This is a genomic window from Streptomyces sp. NBC_01351, from assembly GCF_036237315.1.
Taxonomy (GTDB): Bacteria; Actinomycetota; Actinomycetes; order Streptomycetales; family Streptomycetaceae; genus Streptomyces.
On sequence record NZ_CP108356.1, the window covers coordinates 6,691,954 to 6,711,318 of the forward strand.

Consider the following 19,365-nt stretch of genomic DNA (forward strand, 5'->3'; position numbering starts at 1 on the left):
ATCAGGAATCCGCCGGGCGAGGACCGATCGTCAGAGGATAGGCCGGGGGAGTACCCCCGAACTCGGGACACACCGCCTGATGATCACACCAGCCACACAGCTTCGTCGGCCGCGGCCGCCAATCACCCGACTCCGTCGCCTCCCGGATCGCCTCCCACAACGCGTGCAGCTTCCGCTCCACCCGCTCCAGATCCTCCACCACCGGGTCGTACGTCAGAACCTCACCACTGCCCAGGTACACCAACTGCAACCGCCGCGGCACGACCTGCTTCAGCCGCCACACCACCAACGCGTAGAACTTCATCTGGAACAACGCACCCTCGGCATACTCCGGCCGCGGCGCCTTGCCCGTCTTGTAGTCGACGATCCGCACCTCACCCGTCGGCGCCACGTCCACCCGGTCGATGATCCCCCGCAACCGAAGCCCCGACGCCAGCTCCGTCTCCACGAAGAACTCCCGCTCCACCGGCTCCAGCCGCGTCGGGTCCTCCAACGTGAACCAACGGTCCACCAGCGCCTCGGCCTCCGTCAGCCACCCCGCCAGCCCCGCCCCCTCATCACCCTCCGGGAACAACTCCGCCAGCTCCGGCTTCGACTCCAGCAACCGCTCCCACTGCCCCGGGATCAACGCCTTCGCCGCCGGCGCCGTCCGCTCCGCCGCAGGATGATCGAAGAGCCGCTCCAGCACCGCGTGCACCAGCGTCCCCCGCGTCGCCGCCGCACTCGGCTTCTCCGGCAGCTTGTCGATCACCCGGAACCGGTAGAGCAGCGGGCACCGCATGAAATCGCTCGCCCGCGAAGGAGAGAGCGAAGAAGGCGCCACAGCGGCCCGCGCCGCGACGGCACCCGCCCCGGCATCCACCGTGACATCCACAGTGGAACCCGCAGCGGCACCCGCATCGGCGGCACCTGGCACAGCACCCGAGCTCGTCGTCATGCACAAAACCCTACGACCCACCACCGACAGCCCGCGCCATACCATCGACGCCGAGCCCCCTCGCACTGCATGATCAGAGCATCACAACCCACTACACCCCCACCTAAAGCACCACCCGAACCACACCGGAACCACCCCAGCACCGAACGAAGGACAGCCGTGGCAGACACCGACGAAACCGGCGGGCGCGCAGGCCGGCGCTCAGGACCGGGCGGCGGCATCCTCATGGGCCGCCCCTTCGGCGTGCCCGTCTACGTCTCGCCCAGCTGGTTCCTCGTAGCCGCCCTCATCACCTGGGTCTTCGGCAACCAGCTCGACCGCGTCCTCCCCGACCTCGGACCCATCCGCTACCTCGTCTCCCTCTTCTTCGCCGTCGCCTTCTACGCCTCCGTCCTCGTCCACGAACTCGCCCACACCGTCGCCGCCCTCCGCTTCAAACTCCCCGTCCGCCGCATCCAGCTCCAGTTCTTCGGCGGCGTCTCCGAAATCGAGAAGGAATCCGAGACCCCCGGCCGCGAATTCGTCCTCGCCTTCGTCGGCCCCCTCCTCTCCCTCCTCCTCGCCGGAGCCTTCTACCTCGGCATGAAAGCCGTCGACCCGGCCACCGTCCCCGGCGTCCTCCTCGCCGGCCTGATGATCTCCAACCTCCTCGTCGCCGCCTTCAACCTGCTCCCCGGCCTCCCCCTCGACGGCGGCCGCATGCTCCGCGCCGTCATCTGGGGCATCACCGGCAAACCCATGGCCGGCACCATCGCCGCCGCCTGGATCGGCCGCGCCCTCGCCGTCGCCGTCCTCCTCGGCCTCCCCCTCCTCACCCACACCGGAGTCCTCGGCAACCGCACCGACGAGATCGGCGGCATGGACACCGTCATGGACGCACTCCTCGCCGCCATCCTCGCCGCCATCATCTGGACCGGAGCCGGCAACAGCCTCCGCATGGCCCGCCTCCGCGAACACCTCCCCGAACTCCGCGCCCGCACCCTCACCCGCCGCGCCATCCCCGTCGAGAACACCACCCCCCTCTCCGAAGCCCTCCGCCGCGCCAACGAAGCAGGCGCCCGCGCCCTCGTCATCGTCGACGGCCACGGAGACCCCACCGCCATCGTCCGCGAAACCGCCATCGCCTCCGTCCCCGAACACCGCCGCCCCTGGGTCGCCGTCAGCACCCTCGCCCAAGACCTCACCGACGGCATGAAGGTTTCCGCGGACCTCACCGGCGAAGAACTCCTCGACCACCTCCGCGCCACCCCCGCCACCGAATACCTCGTCCTCGAACCCACCGGCGAGATCTACGGCGTCCTCTCCACCCTCGACGTCGAAAAGGCCTTCGTGAAAGCCATGGCACGGCCCCAGTCCTGAAGCCAATACACTGGTCACATGTCCGAACCGACCGGTGCCGCCCGCCGACGCGGGCCCTTCAAGGTCGGGGACCAGGTTCAGCTCACCGACCCCAAGGGCCGCCACTACACGTTCACGCTCGAAGCAGGGAAGAATTTCCACACCCACAAGGGTTCCTTCCCCCACGACGAGCTGATCGGTGCTCCCGAAGGCAGTGTTGTCCGTACCACGGGGAACGTCGCGTACCTCGCGCTGCGCCCCCTGCTCCCCGACTACGTCCTGTCCATGCCCCGCGGCGCCGCCGTGGTCTACCCCAAGGACGCCGGCCAGATCCTGGCCTTCGCCGACATCTTCCCCGGCGCCCGCGTCGTGGAAGCAGGCGTCGGCTCCGGCTCCCTGAGCAGCTTCCTGCTGCGCGCCATCGGCGACCAGGGCATGCTCCACAGCTACGAGCGCCGCGCGGACTTCGCCGAAATCGCCACCGCCAACGTCGAGCGCTACTTCGGCGGCCCCCACCCCGCGTGGCAGCTGACCGTCGGCGACCTCCAGGACAACCTGTCCGACACCGACGTCGACCGCGTCATCCTCGACATGCTCGCCCCCTGGGAATGCCTCGAAGCGGTCAAGAAGGCCCTCGTCCCCGGCGGCATCCTCTGCTGCTACGTGGCCACCACCACCCAGCTGTCCAAGACCGTCGAATCCATCCGCGAGATCGGCTGCTTCGCCGAACCGCAGCCGTGGGAATCGATGATCCGCAACTGGCACGTCGAAGGCCTCGCGGTCCGCCCCGACCACCGGATGATCGGCCACACCGGCTTCCTCGTCACCGCCCGCCGCCTCGCCGACGGCGTCGAGCCCCCCATGCGCCGCCGCCGCCCCGCCAAGGGCGCCTACGGCGAGGACTACGACGGACCCGGCAGCGACCGCTCCGCATAACCGCTCCGCGCATTCAACACAAAGGCGCTGTGGCGCAGTTCCCCACTCATCCCGGGAACTGCGCCACAGCGCCTTTTCGTTGTCGGGTGAAACGCCCAGCCGGACCGGACCCGGCCGTTCCACCATCGTGTGAGGTATGGCACGATGCTGGCTCCCCGTCACCCCTCGCACAGGAGACACCCCGCGTGCTGCACAGCCCCGCCGAGCTGACGCCGACACTGCAAACCCTGGGACACACGCGCACCAAGCCCGTCCACTGGATCGCCACCGCATCCGCCATGGCCGCCGTCATAGCCGGCGCCGGACTCGTCCAACCCGCCACCGGGGCCTCCGCCCAAGCCGCCGAAGGCCCCCAGGCAGCCGCACCCGACCCCGCCGGGATCACCTACCCCCTCGACTGCAAGGGCGCCCCCCAGACCGTCACCGCCACCGCCCAGGGCGACCTCGACGGCGACGGCCGCCCCGAAACCGTCGCAGCCGTCCGCTGCGAAGCCGGATCCGGCACCCCGCCCCACGCCGTCTACGTACTCGTCCAGGACCGCACCGAAGGCGCCCGCCCCCGCGTCGTCGCCACCCTGCTCGAAGCCACCCAGCGCAAGACCGCCACCGATCTCACCGTGCGCGACCGAACCGTCACCGCACGCCTCCTCGGCTACTCCTCACCCGACGTCCCGCGCTACAGCCCCGACCTCGAACAGCTCGCCAAGTGGCGCTGGAGCGACGGAAAATTCCGCCAGGAGCTGACGGACTCAGCCGTCAAGAGTGTTTGAACCCTCACTCCGCGTCCGGACCGAACACTTCCACCCTGTCCGAAACACGCCTCACGTGGATGCAGTCACCCGGACATTCCTTCGCCGAATCCACCACGTCCCGGAGCAGCGTCAGCGGAACCGGAGTCGTCGCCCCCGCCTCCTGCAACAGCTCGTCCTCCGCACCCTTCACATACGCCAGACCATCGATGTCCAGCTCGAACACCTCCGGCGCGTACTGCACGCAGATGCCGTCCCCGGTGCACAGGTCCTGGTCGATCCAGACCTCAAGCGGCTCGCCGGACCCGCCGACGAGCTCCGTCGGAGCCTCCTGCTGCACGGTCATATCCCCTGCCGTTCCCTGCCCTGAGTGATCCATCCCGGTCACAACTCGCGGCAAGTCGCGCGGGCCCTGACGGGTGTTGAACAGTTCGACCTTACAACCGGCCGCTTTCAGATGTTCATGGGTGGGTATTTCCTAGGCGTGAGGGAGTACGCAAGGGTGAAGATCGGACACGCCTCTACCGTCTTTGTGATCTAGGGGTTTCAATCACCACCAGCCCAGGTAGGGTCAGGAAGCGTCCAGCTCCCCTTGGAGGAGGTGAGGACCGTGGCAGCCCACGACGACGACATCAACCGCGGCATCCGGCCCGGGCGAGGGTCTGAGGACCCCGCCGGCCAGGTTGCCTATCTCGAGCAGGAAATCGCCGTCCTGCGCCGCAAGCTCGCCGACTCTCCGCGACACACGAGGATTCTCGAAGAGCGGATCGTCGAGCTTCAGACAAATCTGGCCGGCGTCTCCGCACAGAACGAACGACTGGCGAATACCCTCCGCGAGGCCCGCGACCAGATCGTGGCCCTCAAGGAAGAAGTCGACCGGCTCGCACAGCCGCCGGCAGGCTTCGGTGTCTTCCTGCAAGCCAATGAGGACGGCACCGTCGACATCTTCACCGGAGGCCGAAAGCTCCGCGTGAACGTCAGCCCCAGCGTCGACCCGGAAGACCTCCGGCGCGGCCAGGAAGTCATGCTCAACGAAGCGCTCAACGTGGTCGAGGCCATGGAATTCGAGCGGGCCGGGGACATCGTCACCCTCAAGGAAATCCTCGAGGACGGCGAGCGCGCCCTGGTCGTCGGGCACACCGACGAGGAAAGGGTGGTGAGGCTCGCCGAGCCGCTCCTGGACATCACCATCCGCCCCGGCGACGCCCTCCTGCTCGAACCCCGCTCCGGCTACGTCTACGAAGTCGTACCCAAGAGCGAGGTCGAGGACCTCGTCCTCGAAGAGGTCCCGGACATCGACTACGAGAAGATCGGCGGCCTGGGAGACCAGATCGAACTGATCCGCGACGCCGTCGAGCTCCCCTACCTCTACCCCGACCTGTTCAAGGAACACGAACTGCGGCCCCCGAAGGGCATCCTGCTCTACGGCCCGCCCGGCTGCGGCAAGACGCTCATCGCCAAAGCCGTCGCCAACTCCCTTGCCAAGAAGGTCGCCGAAGTGACCGGACAGGCAGCCGGGAAATCGTACTTCCTGAACATCAAGGGCCCCGAGCTCCTCAACAAGTACGTCGGCGAGACCGAGCGGCACATCCGCCTCGTCTTCCAGCGTGCCCGCGAAAAGGCCAGCGAGGGAACCCCCGTCATCGTCTTCTTCGACGAGATGGAATCCCTCTTCCGCACCCGCGGATCCGGAGTCAGCTCGGACGTGGAGAACACCATCGTCCCCCAGCTGCTCGCCGAGATCGACGGCGTGGAAGGCCTGGAGAACGTCATCGTCATCGGCGCCTCCAACCGCGAAGACATGATCGACCCGGCCATCCTGCGCCCCGGTCGCCTCGACGTGAAGATCAAGATCGAGCGCCCGGACGCCGAGGCCGCGAAGGACATCTTCGCCAAGTACCTCAAGGCCTCCCTGCCCCTGCACACGGACGACCTGTCCGAACACCAGGGCTCCAAGGACGGCACCGTCCACAGCATGATCCAGACCGTCGTCGAGCAGATGTACGCCGAAACCGAGGAGAACCGCTTCCTCGAGGTCACGTACGCCAACGGCGACAAGGAAGTCCTCTACTTCAAGGACTTCAACTCGGGCGCGATGATCCAGAACATCGTCGACCGAGCCAAGAAGATGGCGATCAAGGCCTTCCTCGAGCACAACCAGAAGGGCCTGCGGGTGGCCCACCTGCTCCAGGCCTGCGTGGACGAGTTCAAGGAGAACGAGGACCTGCCCAACACCACCAACCCGGACGACTGGGCCCGAATCTCCGGCAAGAAGGGCGAGCGGATCGTATTCATCCGCACCCTCGTCACCGGAAAGCAAGGCGCGGACACCGGACGCTCCATCGACACGGTGGCCAACACCGGTCAGTACCTCTGACCGAGCGGAGCGGCTGCGGATGCCCCTCCCGGGGCATCCGCAGCCGACTGCTTTACCGGCCGCTTTTCAGCCGGTGACGAGGCCAATTCAATGACGGAAATGATCTCCCCACGAGCGCGAAGTGGTTCTAGGCTCTTCCGTACCACCGCCGGACGCGCAGTGCGGGGACGGGCACCGCACAGGAACAGGCACAAGCACAGGCACGCGCACCGGAGCACCAGCGGTACTTAGCGCCGCTCCCGAAAGGGGAGCGCCGCCGGGCAAGGAGGGCCGCATGACCGTACGGCGAGTAATGGGTATCGAGACGGAGTACGGGATCTCCGTCCCGGGCCACCCGAACGCCAATGCCATGCTCACCTCGTCCCAGATCGTCAACGCCTACGCGGCGGCGATGCACAGGGCGCGCCGCGCCCGCTGGGACTTCGAGGAGGAGAATCCGCTGCGGGACGCCCGGGGCTTCGACCTCGCCCGCGAGGCCGCGGACAACAGCCAGCTCACCGACGAGGACATCGGCCTCGCCAACGTCATCCTCACCAACGGCGCACGGCTCTACGTCGACCACGCACACCCCGAGTACAGCTCCCCGGAGATCACCAACCCGCTCGACGCCGTCCTCTGGGACAAGGCCGGCGAGCGGATCATGGCCGAGGCCGCCGTACGGGCCGCCCAGCTGCCCGGCGCCCAGCCGATCCACCTCTACAAGAACAACACCGACAACAAGGGCGCCTCCTACGGCACGCACGAGAACTACCTGATGAAGCGGGAAACCCCCTTCTCGGAGATCGTGCGCCACCTGACCCCCTTCTTCGTCTCCCGCCAGGTCGTCACCGGCGCGGGCCGGATCGGCATCGGCCAGGACGGCCGCGAGCACGGCTTCCAGATCAGCCAGCGAGCGGACTACTTCGAGGTCGAGGTCGGCCTGGAGACCACCCTCAAGCGCCCCATCATCAACACCCGGGACGAGCCCCACTCCGACGCCGAGAAGTACCGCCGGCTCCACGTGATCATCGGAGACGCCAACCTCTCCGAGATCTCCACCTACCTGAAGCTGGGCACCACGGCGCTGGTCCTCTCGATGATCGAGGACGGCTTCATCAACGTCGACCTCGCCGTCGACCAGCCCGTACGCACCCTCCACCAGGTCTCCCACGATCCGGACCTGCAACAGCTCATCACGCTGCGCAGCGGCCGCACCCTGACCGCCGTACAACTCCAGATGGAGTACTTCGAGCTGGCCAGGAAGTACGTGGACGAGCGGTTCGGCTCCGATGCGGACGACCAGACCAAGGATGTCCTGGCCCGCTGGGAGGACGTCCTGGGCCGGCTGGAGACCGATCCCATGAGCCTCTCCGGCGAGCTGGACTGGATCGCCAAGCGGGAGATCCTCGAGGGCTACCGGCGCCGCGACGGCCTGGAGTGGGACGCGGCGCGACTGCACCTCGTGGACCTCCAGTACTCGGACGTACGGCCGGAGAAGGGCCTGTACAACCGCCTGGTGGCCCGCGGCAAGATGAAGCGGCTGGTGGAGGAGTCCGCGGTCGAGCGGGCCCAGAGCAAGCCCCCGGAGGACACCCGGGCGTACTTCCGCGGCCGCTGCCTGGAGCAGTACGCGGACGACGTCGCGGCGGCCTCCTGGGACTCGGTGATCTTCGACCTCCCGGGCCGCGACTCGCTCCAGCGGGTCCCGACCCTGGAACCCCTCCGGGGGACCCGGAACCACGTCAAGGAGCTCCTGGACCGCTGCCGTACGGCGGAGGACCTGGTGCGGGTGCTTTCGGGACAGTGAGCAGTGCCTTCGAGGCCTGAAAGGGCCCCGGTCCGGGAATCATGAAATCAGCCGGACGTTATGAAAGTGCGGGGACGAATGTCGGACCCTCCTTGTAGGGTCCGACGTAGGGTCTGATCTTGAGAGATCCCGAATCCCGGGGTCTCTCGACATGAGCGTGCGAACCGAGCGGGGTGAGGTAGACATGGCGACCAAGGACACCGGCGGCGGACAGCAGAAGGCGCAGCGCTCGACCGAGGAGGTCGAGGAGGCGGCGGTCGAGGAATCGACCGACCTCAAGGAGCGCCAGGAGAAGCTCTCCGACGACGTCGACTCCGTTCTGGACGAAATCGACGATGTCTTGGAGGAGAACGCAGAGGACTTCGTTCGGAGTTTCGTACAAAAAGGCGGCGAATAGCCTTCGAATCCAAGGTGAATCCGCCAGGGTGGGGCCATGTCCAATGGTTCCAAGTGGTGTCGCGGTTGCTGCCGAGACGTGCCCCTGAGCGGGTTCGCCGCGGATCGCAACCGGCGGGATGGCCTCCAGCCCAGATGTCGCGAGTGCGTAGCGGCGTACAGCGCCGACCACTACAGACGTCGGCAGGCAGCCAGGGGCAAGGTCGTCAAGGAGAAGGTCGAGACGCCGCCGGGCTGGAAACTGTGTCGGCAGTGCGGTGAGGTCAAGCCTCACAGTGAATGGCATAAGAACGCGACGGCTTCAGACGGACTGGCTACTCGGTGCAAGGCCTGCAAAACCATCCAGGGTCGAGCAGGCCACCTCAAGCGCTCCTACGGAATGTCAGAGGCTGAGCGCGACGAGATGATCGCGGCGCAAGGCGGAGTCTGCCTCATCTGCCGAAAGGCTCCGGCGGTACATGTGGATCACTGCCACGAGACGGGTAGGGTCCGAGGCGTACTTTGCTTCAACTGCAACACGGCCATCGGCAAGTTGGGAGACGATCCCGACGTCGCTCGTCGGGTCGTCACATACCTGGAGGGACACGCGTGGAAGCCAACAATCGTGGCACAGGGCGTCTACCGGCAGCCTTCCTGACGCCGGGGTCGTCGTCCTTCATGGACTTCCTGGGCGCGCACTCGCCCGAGATGCTGCCCGGCAACCGCAAGCTGCCGGAGGGCGTGATCGAGGCGCCGCACGGGACGACCATCGTCGCGACCACCTTCCCCGGCGGCGTGGTGCTCGCCGGTGACCGGCGGGCGACCATGGGGAACATGATCGCGCAGCGGGACATCGAGAAGGTGTTCCCGGCCGACGAGTACTCCGCCGTCGGCATCGCCGGTACGGCCGGCCTGGCCGTGGAGATGGTGAAGCTGTTCCAGCTGGAGCTGGAGCACTTCGAGAAGGTGGAGGGGGCGACCCTCTCCCTCGAAGGCAAGGCGAACCGGCTCTCGACCATGATCCGGAGCAATCTGGGCATGGCGATGCAGGGCCTGGCCGTCGTGCCGCTGTTCGCCGGGTACGACGAGGCCAAGGAGAAGGGCCGGATCTTCTCCTACGACGTGACCGGCGGTCGCTCCGAGGAGCACGGGTTCGCCGCGACCGGCTCGGGTTCGATCTTCGCCCGCGGTTCGATGAAGAAGCTCTTCCGCCCGGATCTGACGGAGGAGCAGGCCACCACGCTGGTCGTGCAGGCGCTGTACGACGCCGCTGACGACGACTCGGCGACCGGTGGGCCGGATCTGTACCGCCACATCTATCCGATCGTCACCGTCATCACGGACGAGGGTTTCCGCCGGCTGTCGGACGACGAGTCGCAGGAGCTCGCCCGTAAGGTGACCAATCGTCGGCTGGAGCAGCCCGACGGCCCGCGCGCCGCCCTGCTCTGACCATCCGTCGCTTCCCAGGAGCCCAGAAGAAAGGGACGGACAGCCGGTGTCGACTCCGTTCTATGTGTCACCCCAGCAGGCAATGGCCGACCGGGCGGAATACGCCCGGAAGGGTATTGCCCGCGGTCGCAGCCTTGTCGTGCTGCAGTACGCCGACGGCATCGTGTTCGTCGGTGAGAACCCGTCCCGTGCGCTGCACAAGTTCAGCGAGATCTACGACCGGATCGGTTTCGCGGCCGCCGGTAAGTACAACGAGTACGAGAACCTGCGGATCGGTGGTGTGCGGTACGCGGATCTGCGCGGGTACACCTACGACCGTGACGATGTGACGGCCCGTGGGCTGGCGAACGTGTACGCGCAGACGCTCGGCACGATCTTCTCCAGTGCGGGGGAGAAGCCGTACGAGGTGGAGCTGGTGGTGGCCGAGGTCGGTGCGACCGCGGCCGGGGACCAGATCTATCGGCTTCCGCATGACGGTTCGATCGTGGACGAGCACGGTTCGGTCGCGGTCGGCGGCAATGCCGAGCAGATCAGCACCTTCCTCGATCAGCGTCACCAGGACGGGATGACCCTGCCCGATGCGCTGAAGCTGGCGGTGCAGGCGCTGTCCAGCCAGGCCAACGGTGCGGACAAGACGATTCCGGCCGAGCGGCTGGAGGTGGCGGTGCTGGACCGTACGCGGGCGCAGCAGCGGAAGTTCAAGCGGATCCGTGGCCGGCAGTTGGCGCGGTTGCTGGAGGCTGATGTTCCGGCGGCGGCTCAGGCCGATGCGGTGTCGAATGACGAGGCGCCGGAGGACGACGCCGAGTAGGTCCTTGTAGGGAGCGGAGCCCCGGTTCGCCTTTGGCGGGCCGGGGCTTTGGCGTGTTCAGGGGGTGGGGGCGGGGCCCGTGGAGTCGCGGGGGATGAGGGTGACGGGGATGTCGGGGGCGGTCCAGGGGGTGCCTTCGAGGACGGCGAGGAGGGCGGTCATGCCTTGTTCGCCGACGCGTTCGGCGGGGAGGTGGACGGTGGTGAGTTCGGGGTCGACGGCGGTGGCGAGGGCGAGGTCGTCGAAGCCGGTGACGGAGAGGTCCTGGGGGATGCGCAGGCCGAGGCGGCGGGCGGCTTTGCAGGCGCCGGCGGCGAGGATGTCGTCGTCGCAGATGATCGCGGTGGGGCGGTCGTGGGGGTGGGCGAGGGCGGCTTCCGTGGCGGTGCGGGCGCCGTCGACGGTGAGGGGGGCGCGGACGGTGCGCAGTTCGGTGTGGGGGGTGAGGTGGGTGGTGAGGGCCTGGGCGCGGATGTCGAAGGTCCAGGAGTCGATGGCGGAGGCGAGGTGGAGGATGCGGCGGTGGCCGAGGGTGAGGAGGTGTTCGGTGACTTGTCGCATGCCGTCGGCCATGGCGAGGTTGACGTGGGCGGCGGCGCGTCCTGCGGTGGGGTCGCTGTCGAGCATGACGAGGGGGAGGTCGGCGCCGCCGATGGCGTGGAGGGCGTCGGCGGCCATGGAGGAGGCGATGACTCCGTCGAGGGCGGCGCGGGCGGAGGCGAAGGGGTCGCGGGCGGGGCCGGTGCCGTCGGGGGAGGGGTAGAGGACGACGCCGAAGCCGTGTTCGGCGGCGATGCGGGCGGCGCCGGTGTAGACGCGGGCGAAGAATTCGTTGGTGAGGGCGGGGACGACGAGGAGGGCGGTGCGGGTGGTGCCGAGGCGGAGGTTGCGGGCGGCGAGGTTGGGGCGGTAGCCGAGGGTGGTGGCGGTTTCGCGGACGAGGTCGGCGGTGCGGGCGGAGACGCGGCCGTGCCATTTGTCGCCGAGGACGAGGGAGACGGTGGCCTGGGAGACCCCGGCGGCGGTGGCGACGTCCCGGCTGGTGGGTCTCGTCACAGGTGGCTCCCGAAGTGCGTGGTCGGAACGGGTGTGCGTGTCCGGTGGGTGGACCGGTGGGCTGTGGCCATGGTACGTATGACGGGTCACGTTATACGTATTACTCCGGCGTTGGTCCGGGCAGAAGGGGGCGGACATGGCCGCGGGATACGCGGAGCTGCTCAGGACCCGGCACGCCGCGAGGCTGCTGGTGGGCACGCTCATAGGCCGGCTGCCCAACGGCACGGCGGCGATCGCGATCGTGCTGTTCACGCGGTCGGAGGGCGGGAGCTACAGCCTGGCGGGGGCGCTGGCCGCGGCGTACGGGGTGGCGAACGCGGTGGGACAGCCGCTGCTGGGGCGTGCGGTGGACCTGTACGGGCAGCCGCGGGTGCAGTTGCCCGCGGCGGTGGTGTCGGCGCTGGGCATGGTGTGGCTGGCTCTGGCGGGTACCGGGTCGGTGGCGGCGGCGTATGCCGCGGTGGTGGTGGCGGGGCTGTTCACGCCGCCTCTGGAGGGCGGGCTGCGCGCCCTGTGGCCGGGGGTGCTGGGCGGCCGTGAGGAGCGGGTGCACGCGGCGTACGCGATGGACGCGGTGGCCCAGGAGGTCATGTTCACGGTGGGGCCGCTGCTGGTGACGCTGTTCGTGGCGCTGTGGTCGCCGGCCGGGGCGCTGCTGGCCCTGAACGCGATCGGGGTGCTGGGCGCGTTGTCGGTGGTGGTGAGCGAGCCTTCGCGGACGTGGCGGTCGGAGCCGCGTGAGGCGCACTGGCTGGGCGCGCTGCGTTCGAAGGGGTTGCTGGCGTTGCTGGGGGCGTTCTTCTTCGTGGGTACGGCGTTGGGTTCGATCGCCGTGGCGGGTGTGGCGTACGCGGACGATCACGGGGACCAGGCGGTGTACGGCTGGTTGATGGCGGCGCTGGGGCTGGGTGCGCTGGTCGGTGGTGTGGTGTACGGGGCGCGGCAGTGGGCGGGTGCGCCGGAGCGGCGGTTGCGTCTGTTGGTGGCGTTGCTCGCGGTGTGTTACCTGCCGTTGGTGTGGACTCCGGGGCCGGTGGCGATGGCGGGGCTGGCGGCGTTGGCGGGTGTGTTCCTGGCGCCGGCGCTGGCGTGTGCGTTCATCGTGGTGGACCGGCATGCGCCGGCGGGGACGGTGACGGAGGCGTTCTCGTGGTTGGTGACGTTCTTCGGGGTGGGTGCGGCGATCGGTACGGCGGTGGCCGGGCCGGTGGTGGAGTGGGCCGGTACGGCGGCGAGTTTCGGGGTGGCGGGTGTGGCCGGGGCGGCGGCGCTGCTGGTTCTGATGGTGACTCAGGGGGTGCTGGCGTCGGGGGGTCGCGGTCGTGCGGTGGCGGGGTCTTCGGAGGCCGTCCGGGGGCCCGTGGTGGAGGGTGTTGCGAACGGCGTTTCGTAGGGGTTCGGGGAAACTGATCGAAACGGCGCTCTCGAACCCGGTTTCAGAAGAGGGCAGAAGGCGTAATGTTCAGTCATGGACCGCCGCATTTTCGGGCTGGAGAACGAGTACGGCGTCACGTGCACGTTCAGGGGACAGCGCCGACTGTCTCCTGACGAAGTGGCGCGCTACCTCTTCCGCCGTGTTGTGTCATGGGGCCGCAGTAGCAATGTCTTCCTGCGGAACGGCGCCCGCCTGTACCTCGACGTGGGTTCGCATCCGGAATACGCAACACCCGAATGTGACAACGTGACCGAACTGGTCACGCACGACAAGGCGGGCGAGCGCATTCTCGAAGGACTGCTCGTCGACGCTGAGCGCCGCCTGCACGAGGAGGGAATCGCGGGCGACGTCTATCTCTTCAAGAACAACACCGACTCGGCGGGCAACTCGTACGGCTGCCACGAGAACTACCTGGTGGCGCGGCACGGGGAATTCTCCCGCTTGGCGGACATCCTCATTCCGTTCCTTGTCACGCGGCAGTTGATCTGCGGTGCGGGCAAGGTGCTGCAGACTCCGCGTGGTGCGGTGTACTGCGTGAGTCAGCGGGCCGAGCACATCTGGGAGGGCGTCAGTTCCGCGACGACGCGTTCCCGGCCGATCATCAACACGCGGGACGAGCCGCACGCGGACGCGGAGCGCTACCGCCGGCTGCACGTCATCGTCGGGGACTCGAACATGTCCGAGACGACCATGCTGCTGAAGGTCGGGGCGACCGATCTGGTGCTGCGCATGATCGAGGCGGGCACGGTGATGCGGGACCTGACCCTGGAGAACCCGATCCGGGCGATCCGTGAGGTGAGTCACGACATCACGGGTCAGCGCAAGGTGCGTCTGGCGAGTGGTCGGGAGGCCTCGGCGCTGGAGATCCAGCGGGAGTACTACGACAAGGCGGTGGACTTCGCGGAGCGCCGTGGGATCCGTACCGGTGTGGTGGACCAGGTGCTGGAGCTGTGGGGTCGCACGCTGGACGCGATCGACGCGGAGGACCTGGACCGGATCGGGACCGAGATCGACTGGGTGATGAAGTACCAGCTGATCGAGCGTTACCGGGCCAAGCACAACATGACCATGTCGAATCCGCGGGTGGCTCAGATAGACCTCGCGTATCACGACATCCACCGTCGGCGTGGGCTGTACTACCTGCTGGAGCGCAAGGGGCAGGCGGCGCGGATCTGCAACGACCTGAAGATCTTCGAGGGCAAGTCGGTGCCCCCGCAGACGACGAGGGCGCGGCTGCGCGGTGATTTCATCCGCCGGGCGCAGGAGCAGCGGCGGGACTTCACGGTGGACTGGGTGCACCTGAAGCTCAATGACCAGGCGCAGCGGACGGTGCTGTGCAAGGACCCGTTCCGGTCGGTGGACGACCGGGTGGAGAAGCTGATCGCCGGGATGTAGATCTGTCCGGCGCGTGGTGGGGCCCCGTACCTGTCTCGTACGGGGCCCTTGTCACGGCTTAGAGTGGCGGCGACCGCTTGCCGTCTGAGATCTGAGGAACACGTGCGCCGACTTGCCGGCCTGCTTGTCGTACCCCTTCTGCTGCTGTCGACAGCGGCGTGTGGTGACAGCGGCTCCGACTCCGCCCAGATGAAGAACGGGGCGCCCGCGATCACGAAGGGTGCCGAGTTCGGGGAGAAGCCCACCCTTGCGACGGGTAAGGGCACGCCGCCGAAGGACCTGAAGGTGGTGACCATCAGCGAGGGCAAGGGCCCTGTGCTGAAGAAGGGCGACATCGCCCAGGTCAACTACCTCGGTCAGGTGTGGGACGGCAAGGAGCCGTTCGACCAGAGCTTCGACCGTGGCCAGACGTTCGATGTGACGATCGGTGCGGGCGCCGTCATCAAGGGCTGGGACCAGGGGCTGGAGGGGCAGAAGGTCGGCAGTCGTATCGAGCTGGTGATTCCGCCGGAGCTCGGTTACGGGGCTCAGGGGTCGGGCGAGAAGATCAAGCCGAACGCCACGCTGGTCTTCGTCGTGGACATCGTCAAGGGTGCGTCCGTTCCGGCCTCGGCGACGGGCAAGGAGGTCGCTCAGGACAACAAGGACCTCCCGAAGGTCGGTACGAACACGGACGGCAAGGAAGTGTCCGTGGCCGTTCCGAAGGACGTGGCGGCGCCGGCGAAGCTGGTGTCGAACTACGTGCTGGAGGGCGACGGTGCGGCGGTGAAGGACACCGACACGGTCGTGGTGAAGTTCCACGGCAAGACGTGGGCGGACGACAAGACCTTCGAGAGCACCTACACCAGCGACGCCACGGTGCCGTGGGCGATGGACCAGCTGGCGGTCAAGGGTCTGAAGGACGGCATGCTCGGCAAGAAGGTCGGGAGCCGGATCCTGCTGGTCATCCCGCCGGACATGGCGTTCGGTGACGAGGAGAAGGGGTCCATTCCGGCGAAGTCGACTCTGGTCTTCAGCCTGGACATCCTCGCGGTGATGTAAGACTGTCCCGGTTGTCCGCATACGTTTGAGGAGCAGTTCCGTGAGCGACAAGCTCGAGAAGCCCGAGATCGACTTCCCCGAGGGCCCGGTTCCGACCGACCTCGTGATCGAAGACATCTGGGAGGGCGAGGGCGCCGAGGCCAAGGTCGGTGCCTTCGTCAAGGTCCACTACGTGGGCGTGGCCTTCTCCACCGGTGAGGAGTTCGACGCTTCGTGGAACCGTGGCAGCGCGCTGCAGTTCCAGCTGGGTGTCGGTCAGGTCATCAAGGGCTGGGACCAGGGTGTCCAGGGCATGAAGGTCGGCGGCCGTCGCAAGCTGACGATCCCGGCCCACCTCGCCTACGGTGACCAGGGTGCGGGTCGTGCGATCGCGCCGGGCGAGACGCTGATCTTCGTGTGCGACCTGATGGACGCCTGATCGGTCTGCCGTTCGATCGGTTGAGGGGCCCCTGCCTGTCGGTGGGGGCCCCTCGCTTTTGTCCGGGCGGGCGGGGGCGGTACGGTCAACGGTCACGGCTGTGTCCGCGAGCGGACGCGTACGAGGGAAGCGGGGATGGGCGTCGATGGCGATTGCCAAGGCCGAGCGGCTGATGAATCTGGCGCTGTGTCTGCTGGGGACGCGACGGCCGCTGAGCAAGCGGGAGTTGCGGGGGTCCATCGAGGCGTACCTCGAAGCCGGCAACGACGAGTCCTTCAACCGGATGTTCGAGCGGGACAAGGACGATCTGCGTGAACTCGGCCTGGTGATCGAGACGGTGGAGAACCTGGAGGGCGAGATCGGTTATCTCGCGCGCCGGGACAGCAACAGGCTGCCTCCCGTCTCGCTGGACGCCGAGGAGGCCGCGGCCCTGGGGCTGGCGGCGAAGGTCTGGCAGCAGGCGCGGCTGGCGGGGGCGGCGAGTGGCGCCCTGCAGAAGCTGCGTGCGGGCGGGATGCCGGAGGCCGGGGATCCGTACGAGGGCCAGCACAGTGCCATCGAGCCGCGCATTCCGGTGCACGAAGCGGCGTTCGAGCCGTTGATGCTGGCGTGCCGGGACCGGCGGCCGGTGGTGTTCGACTACCGCAAGTCGACGGCGGCGCGGCCCGAGACGCGGCAGGTGGAGCCCTGGGCGCTGGAGTGCTGGCGGGGTCACTGGTACCTGGCCGGCCATGACCGCGACCGTGGTGCGGAGCGGGTGTTCCGGTTGTCGCGGATCACGGGGAAGGTCCGTTCGCGGGCGGGCAAGTACACCGCCGAGGTTCCCGACGTGGTGACCGTGCGGGAGACCGTGGCGAGCTGGGCGGGCGAGAGCGCGGACCGTTCGGCGGTGATCCGGCTGCGGGCCGGGGCGGGGTATCCGCTGCGGTCCAAGGCGACGGCCGTGCGGGAGGGCGGGGACGGCTGGGACGAGCTGGAGATCCCGTACGGGCACGGGCTGGACGCCTGGCTGGTGGAGTTCGGGCCGGACGTCGTGGTGGTCGGGCCCGCCGACCTGAGGGCGGACGTGGTGGACCGGCTGAGGGCCGTCGCCAAGGCCTGACCCGGCGGGGCCGGGCGGAGCGGCTGCGGCTGGTCCGTCATCGCCGCACCGTCGTCGCCGAACCGGGGCCGCGGAAACCGGGACCGCCCGGGCCGCACCGCCGGGCTGCGGGGGCCGGGCCGTCAGTGCCGGGCCGTCGCCGCACCAATGCAAGCGCACGCACCATCCGAAGAGCACGCCCTGAGGGGGAGACGTACCAGCATGGCTGCCAACGCCATCGACCAGACCCGCCGGATGCTGTCCCTGGTCACGTACTTGCGTGAGCGCCCGGGCGCGCACGTCGCCGACGTCGCGCGGGCCTTCGGGATCACTGAGGACGAGCTGATCTCGGACCTCGACGTACTGCCCATGTGCGGGACCAGCTTCCGGGGCGGTGACCTGCTCGACATCGACACCGACGGGGAGCGCATCTGGTGGCGCAACCCGGACGCGTCGGGGGAGTCCACCGCGGAGCCGCTGCGGCTGGCGGCCGACGAGGCGACCGCGCTCCTGGTGGCGGCCCGTGCGGTGGCGACGCTGCCGGGGCTGCGCGAGAGCGACCGGGAGGCGCTGCTGCGGGCCACCGCGAAGCTGGAGGCGGCCGCGGGCGAGGCCGCCGGGGCCTCCTCCCGGCTGTCGGTGACCTTCGAGTCCGAGGGCGGGGTCTTCGCGGACGTCGACCGGGCCATCGCGGAGCGGCGCAGGCTGTGGCTGCGCTACTACTCGCCGGCGCGCGACGAGCTCACGGAGCGCAAGGTGGACCCGATCCGGCTGTTCGCGGTGGGGCACACGTACATGGAGGGGTGGTGCCACCTCTCGGAGGCGCGGCGCACCTTCCGGCTGGACCGGGTCGCGGAGATCCGGCTGCTGGACGAGCGGGCCGAGCCGCCCGCCATCGAGCCGCGTGATCTGTCCGAGGGGCTGGTGCAGCCGGCCGCGGAGGATCCGGAGGTGGTGGTCGAGGTGGGGCCGGGCGGGCGCTGGGTCGCGGAGTACTACCCGCACGACAGCGCCGAGGAGCTGGCCGACGGCGGGCTCCGGATCACGCTGCGCACCCCGGATCCGGGGTCGCTGCGCCGGCTCGGGCTGCGGCTGGGCCGCGAGGGTCGGATCGTGGCCCCCGTGGAACTGGCGGAGAGCGCGCGGAGCGCGGCTCGAGAGGCACTCGCGGGGTACGGGGAACAGGTCTGAGGGGAGCGGCGTCGATGTCGCAGAAGTCCGGGTCCGTCGCGTTCAAGGCCTCCTGTCCCGACTGCCGTGCCCGCTTCGAGCTGGACGCGGGGGCGCTGCGCCTCGCCATCGGGGGCAGCCGCAGGGCCACCTTCTACTCCTTCACCTGTCCCGCGTGTGGCGCGTCCGTCCGTAAACCTGCTGGTGAGCGCATTGTGGAGCTGTTGACGGGTGGTGGCGTGAGCACCCTGCGGAGCGTGTGAGGGGGCTCCTCGGCTAGGGTCCTCCCATGCTGTGGCCGATGTTCGCAATTGCCCTGGGCTTCCTGGGGCTCGCCGTCCTGTCCGTGCTGGCCGTGCGGGTGTTCGTGGAGGTGCGCAGGCTGTCCGGGCAGGTGGAGCGGGCGAGCCGGCGGATTTCGGATGCTTCGGGGGAGCTGGAGCGGGCGGCGGCGGATCTTGCGCGGTCGGGCCGTGGCGTGCGGTCGTAAAGCGGGACGAACCAGTGTGTCCTGGGCGTGAACAACCGGCCTTCGTGCAAGCGCGGGTACCCCGGGGGATTGCCGAGCGTTAACCCCCGGGGGTTACGATCCTTGGCAGGTCGGTCGCCGGTTTTCCGGGCGGGCCGCCCGCAGCCACCACAACCAGCCGTTTCGGTGAGAAGGAAGACACACATGATCGGCAATCTGAAGCCCCTTGAGATCCTTCTGATCATCGCTGTCATCGTGCTTCTGTTCGGTGCCAAGAAGCTTCCCGAGATGGCCCGTTCCCTCGGCAAGTCGGCCCGCATCCTCAAGAGCGAGGCCAAGGCCATGAAGAAGGACGGCGAGGCCGAGGACGCCGGTACCGCGGCGAACGTGGCCGACCAGGCCGCTCAGCAGCCCGTCGCCCCGCGCACCATCCAGGCCGCGCCCGGTGACGTCACCAGCTCCCGTCCGGTGAGCGAGCCGAACCACACCGCCAAGGGCTGAGTCGCACCGAGCACGCCAGTCATCTGCAACGAGACAAGGGA

The 19,365-nt window shown here is 68.5% G+C and carries 21 protein-coding genes; 18 read left to right on the forward strand and 3 right to left on the reverse strand.

Annotated features, from left to right (window positions below; all coding sequences use genetic code 11):
• Position 1: 1 nt before the first annotated feature.
• On the reverse strand, positions 2 to 937 hold the full coding sequence (locus tag OG625_RS30840; RefSeq protein ID WP_443067809.1) for a RecB family exonuclease: 936 nt from the start codon (positions 935 to 937) through the stop codon (positions 2 to 4).
• A gap of 225 nt (positions 938 to 1,162) precedes the next feature.
• Here OG625_RS30840 and OG625_RS30845 point away from each other — a divergent pair, with 225 nt between their 5' ends.
• From OG625_RS30845 to OG625_RS30855, 3 genes are all read left to right on the forward strand, one after another.
• Positions 1,163 to 2,296 (forward strand): site-2 protease family protein, encoded by a 1,134-nt coding sequence (locus tag OG625_RS30845; protein WP_443067913.1) that lies wholly within the window; start codon positions 1,163 to 1,165, stop codon positions 2,294 to 2,296.
• 18 nt (positions 2,297 to 2,314) lie between these two features.
• Positions 2,315 to 3,211 carry a tRNA (adenine-N1)-methyltransferase gene (locus OG625_RS30850; RefSeq protein ID WP_329387553.1) on the forward strand — a complete coding sequence of 299 codons (897 nt, stop codon included), beginning with the start codon at positions 2,315 to 2,317 and terminating at the stop codon, positions 3,209 to 3,211.
• 185 nt (positions 3,212 to 3,396) lie between these two features.
• Positions 3,397 to 3,981, forward strand: coding sequence for a hypothetical protein (locus OG625_RS30855; protein ID WP_443067810.1), 585 nt, complete (start codon positions 3,397 to 3,399; stop codon positions 3,979 to 3,981).
• A gap of 4 nt (positions 3,982 to 3,985) precedes the next feature.
• Here the strand turns inward: OG625_RS30855 and OG625_RS30860 are convergent, their stop codons facing one another.
• Positions 3,986 to 4,306, reverse strand: coding sequence for a ferredoxin (locus OG625_RS30860; RefSeq protein WP_329387555.1), 321 nt, complete (start codon positions 4,304 to 4,306; stop codon positions 3,986 to 3,988).
• A 264-nt stretch (positions 4,307 to 4,570) separates the two neighbouring features.
• On the opposite strand from OG625_RS30860, the gene arc reads away from it, so the two are divergent.
• The 6 genes from arc (at position 4,571) to prcA (ending at position 10,758) form a co-directional block, all read left to right on the forward strand.
• Positions 4,571 to 6,337, forward strand: a complete 1,767-nt coding sequence (gene arc / locus OG625_RS30865; RefSeq protein WP_329387557.1) for a proteasome ATPase — start codon at positions 4,571 to 4,573, stop codon at positions 6,335 to 6,337.
• A 274-nt stretch (positions 6,338 to 6,611) separates the two neighbouring features.
• Positions 6,612 to 8,123, forward strand: coding sequence for a depupylase/deamidase Dop (gene dop, locus OG625_RS30870; protein ID WP_329387559.1), 1,512 nt, complete (start codon positions 6,612 to 6,614; stop codon positions 8,121 to 8,123).
• A gap of 184 nt (positions 8,124 to 8,307) precedes the next feature.
• A complete protein-coding gene (locus tag OG625_RS30875) occupies positions 8,308 to 8,520 on the forward strand; it encodes a ubiquitin-like protein Pup (protein WP_030294332.1) in 213 nt (70 codons plus the stop codon).
• Positions 8,521 to 8,922: 402 nt separating this feature from the next.
• Complete coding sequence (locus OG625_RS30880; RefSeq protein WP_329391128.1) at positions 8,923 to 9,156, forward strand: endonuclease VII domain-containing protein; 234 nt, start codon at positions 8,923 to 8,925, stop codon at positions 9,154 to 9,156.
• Complete coding sequence (prcB, locus tag OG625_RS30885) at positions 9,108 to 9,947, forward strand: proteasome subunit beta (protein ID WP_329387561.1); 840 nt, start codon at positions 9,108 to 9,110, stop codon at positions 9,945 to 9,947. Before OG625_RS30880 ends, prcB begins: the two co-directional genes overlap by 49 nt.
• 46 nt (positions 9,948 to 9,993) lie before the next feature.
• Complete coding sequence (gene prcA / locus OG625_RS30890) at positions 9,994 to 10,758, forward strand: proteasome subunit alpha (RefSeq protein WP_329387563.1); 765 nt, start codon at positions 9,994 to 9,996, stop codon at positions 10,756 to 10,758.
• A 57-nt stretch (positions 10,759 to 10,815) separates the two neighbouring features.
• On the opposite strand, the gene OG625_RS30895 is transcribed toward prcA, so the two are convergent.
• Entirely contained in the window at positions 10,816 to 11,814 is a 999-nt protein-coding gene (locus OG625_RS30895; protein ID WP_329387565.1) for a LacI family DNA-binding transcriptional regulator, read from the reverse strand.
• A 136-nt stretch (positions 11,815 to 11,950) separates the two neighbouring features.
• Here OG625_RS30895 and OG625_RS30900 point away from each other — a divergent pair, with 136 nt between their 5' ends.
• From OG625_RS30900 to tatA, 9 genes are all read left to right on the forward strand, one after another.
• Positions 11,951 to 13,207, forward strand: coding sequence for an MFS transporter (locus tag OG625_RS30900; protein ID WP_443067811.1), 1,257 nt, complete (start codon positions 11,951 to 11,953; stop codon positions 13,205 to 13,207).
• Between the two features lie 75 nt (positions 13,208 to 13,282).
• Positions 13,283 to 14,644, forward strand: coding sequence for a Pup--protein ligase (pafA, locus tag OG625_RS30905; RefSeq protein ID WP_030016332.1), 1,362 nt, complete (start codon positions 13,283 to 13,285; stop codon positions 14,642 to 14,644).
• A 102-nt stretch (positions 14,645 to 14,746) separates the two neighbouring features.
• Positions 14,747 to 15,685: an FKBP-type peptidyl-prolyl cis-trans isomerase gene (locus OG625_RS30910; RefSeq protein WP_329387567.1), complete on the forward strand. Its 939-nt coding sequence runs from the start codon at positions 14,747 to 14,749 to the stop codon at positions 15,683 to 15,685.
• 40 nt (positions 15,686 to 15,725) lie between these two features.
• Positions 15,726 to 16,103, forward strand: a complete 378-nt coding sequence (locus tag OG625_RS30915) for an FKBP-type peptidyl-prolyl cis-trans isomerase (protein ID WP_329387569.1) — start codon at positions 15,726 to 15,728, stop codon at positions 16,101 to 16,103.
• Between the two features lie 145 nt (positions 16,104 to 16,248).
• Complete coding sequence (locus tag OG625_RS30920) at positions 16,249 to 17,205, forward strand: helix-turn-helix transcriptional regulator (RefSeq protein WP_329387571.1); 957 nt, start codon at positions 16,249 to 16,251, stop codon at positions 17,203 to 17,205.
• Positions 17,206 to 17,406: 201 nt separating this feature from the next.
• Positions 17,407 to 18,375, forward strand: coding sequence for a helix-turn-helix transcriptional regulator (locus OG625_RS30925; protein WP_329387573.1), 969 nt, complete (start codon positions 17,407 to 17,409; stop codon positions 18,373 to 18,375).
• Between the two features lie 14 nt (positions 18,376 to 18,389).
• On the forward strand, positions 18,390 to 18,617 hold the full coding sequence (locus OG625_RS30930) for a hypothetical protein (RefSeq protein WP_329387575.1): 228 nt from the start codon (positions 18,390 to 18,392) through the stop codon (positions 18,615 to 18,617).
• 26 nt (positions 18,618 to 18,643) lie between these two features.
• A complete protein-coding gene (locus OG625_RS30935) occupies positions 18,644 to 18,844 on the forward strand; it encodes a hypothetical protein (RefSeq protein WP_329387578.1) in 201 nt (66 codons plus the stop codon).
• Between the two features lie 183 nt (positions 18,845 to 19,027).
• Complete coding sequence (gene tatA / locus OG625_RS30940) at positions 19,028 to 19,324, forward strand: Sec-independent protein translocase subunit TatA (RefSeq protein WP_329387580.1); 297 nt, start codon at positions 19,028 to 19,030, stop codon at positions 19,322 to 19,324.
• Positions 19,325 to 19,365: the final 41 nt, after the last annotated feature.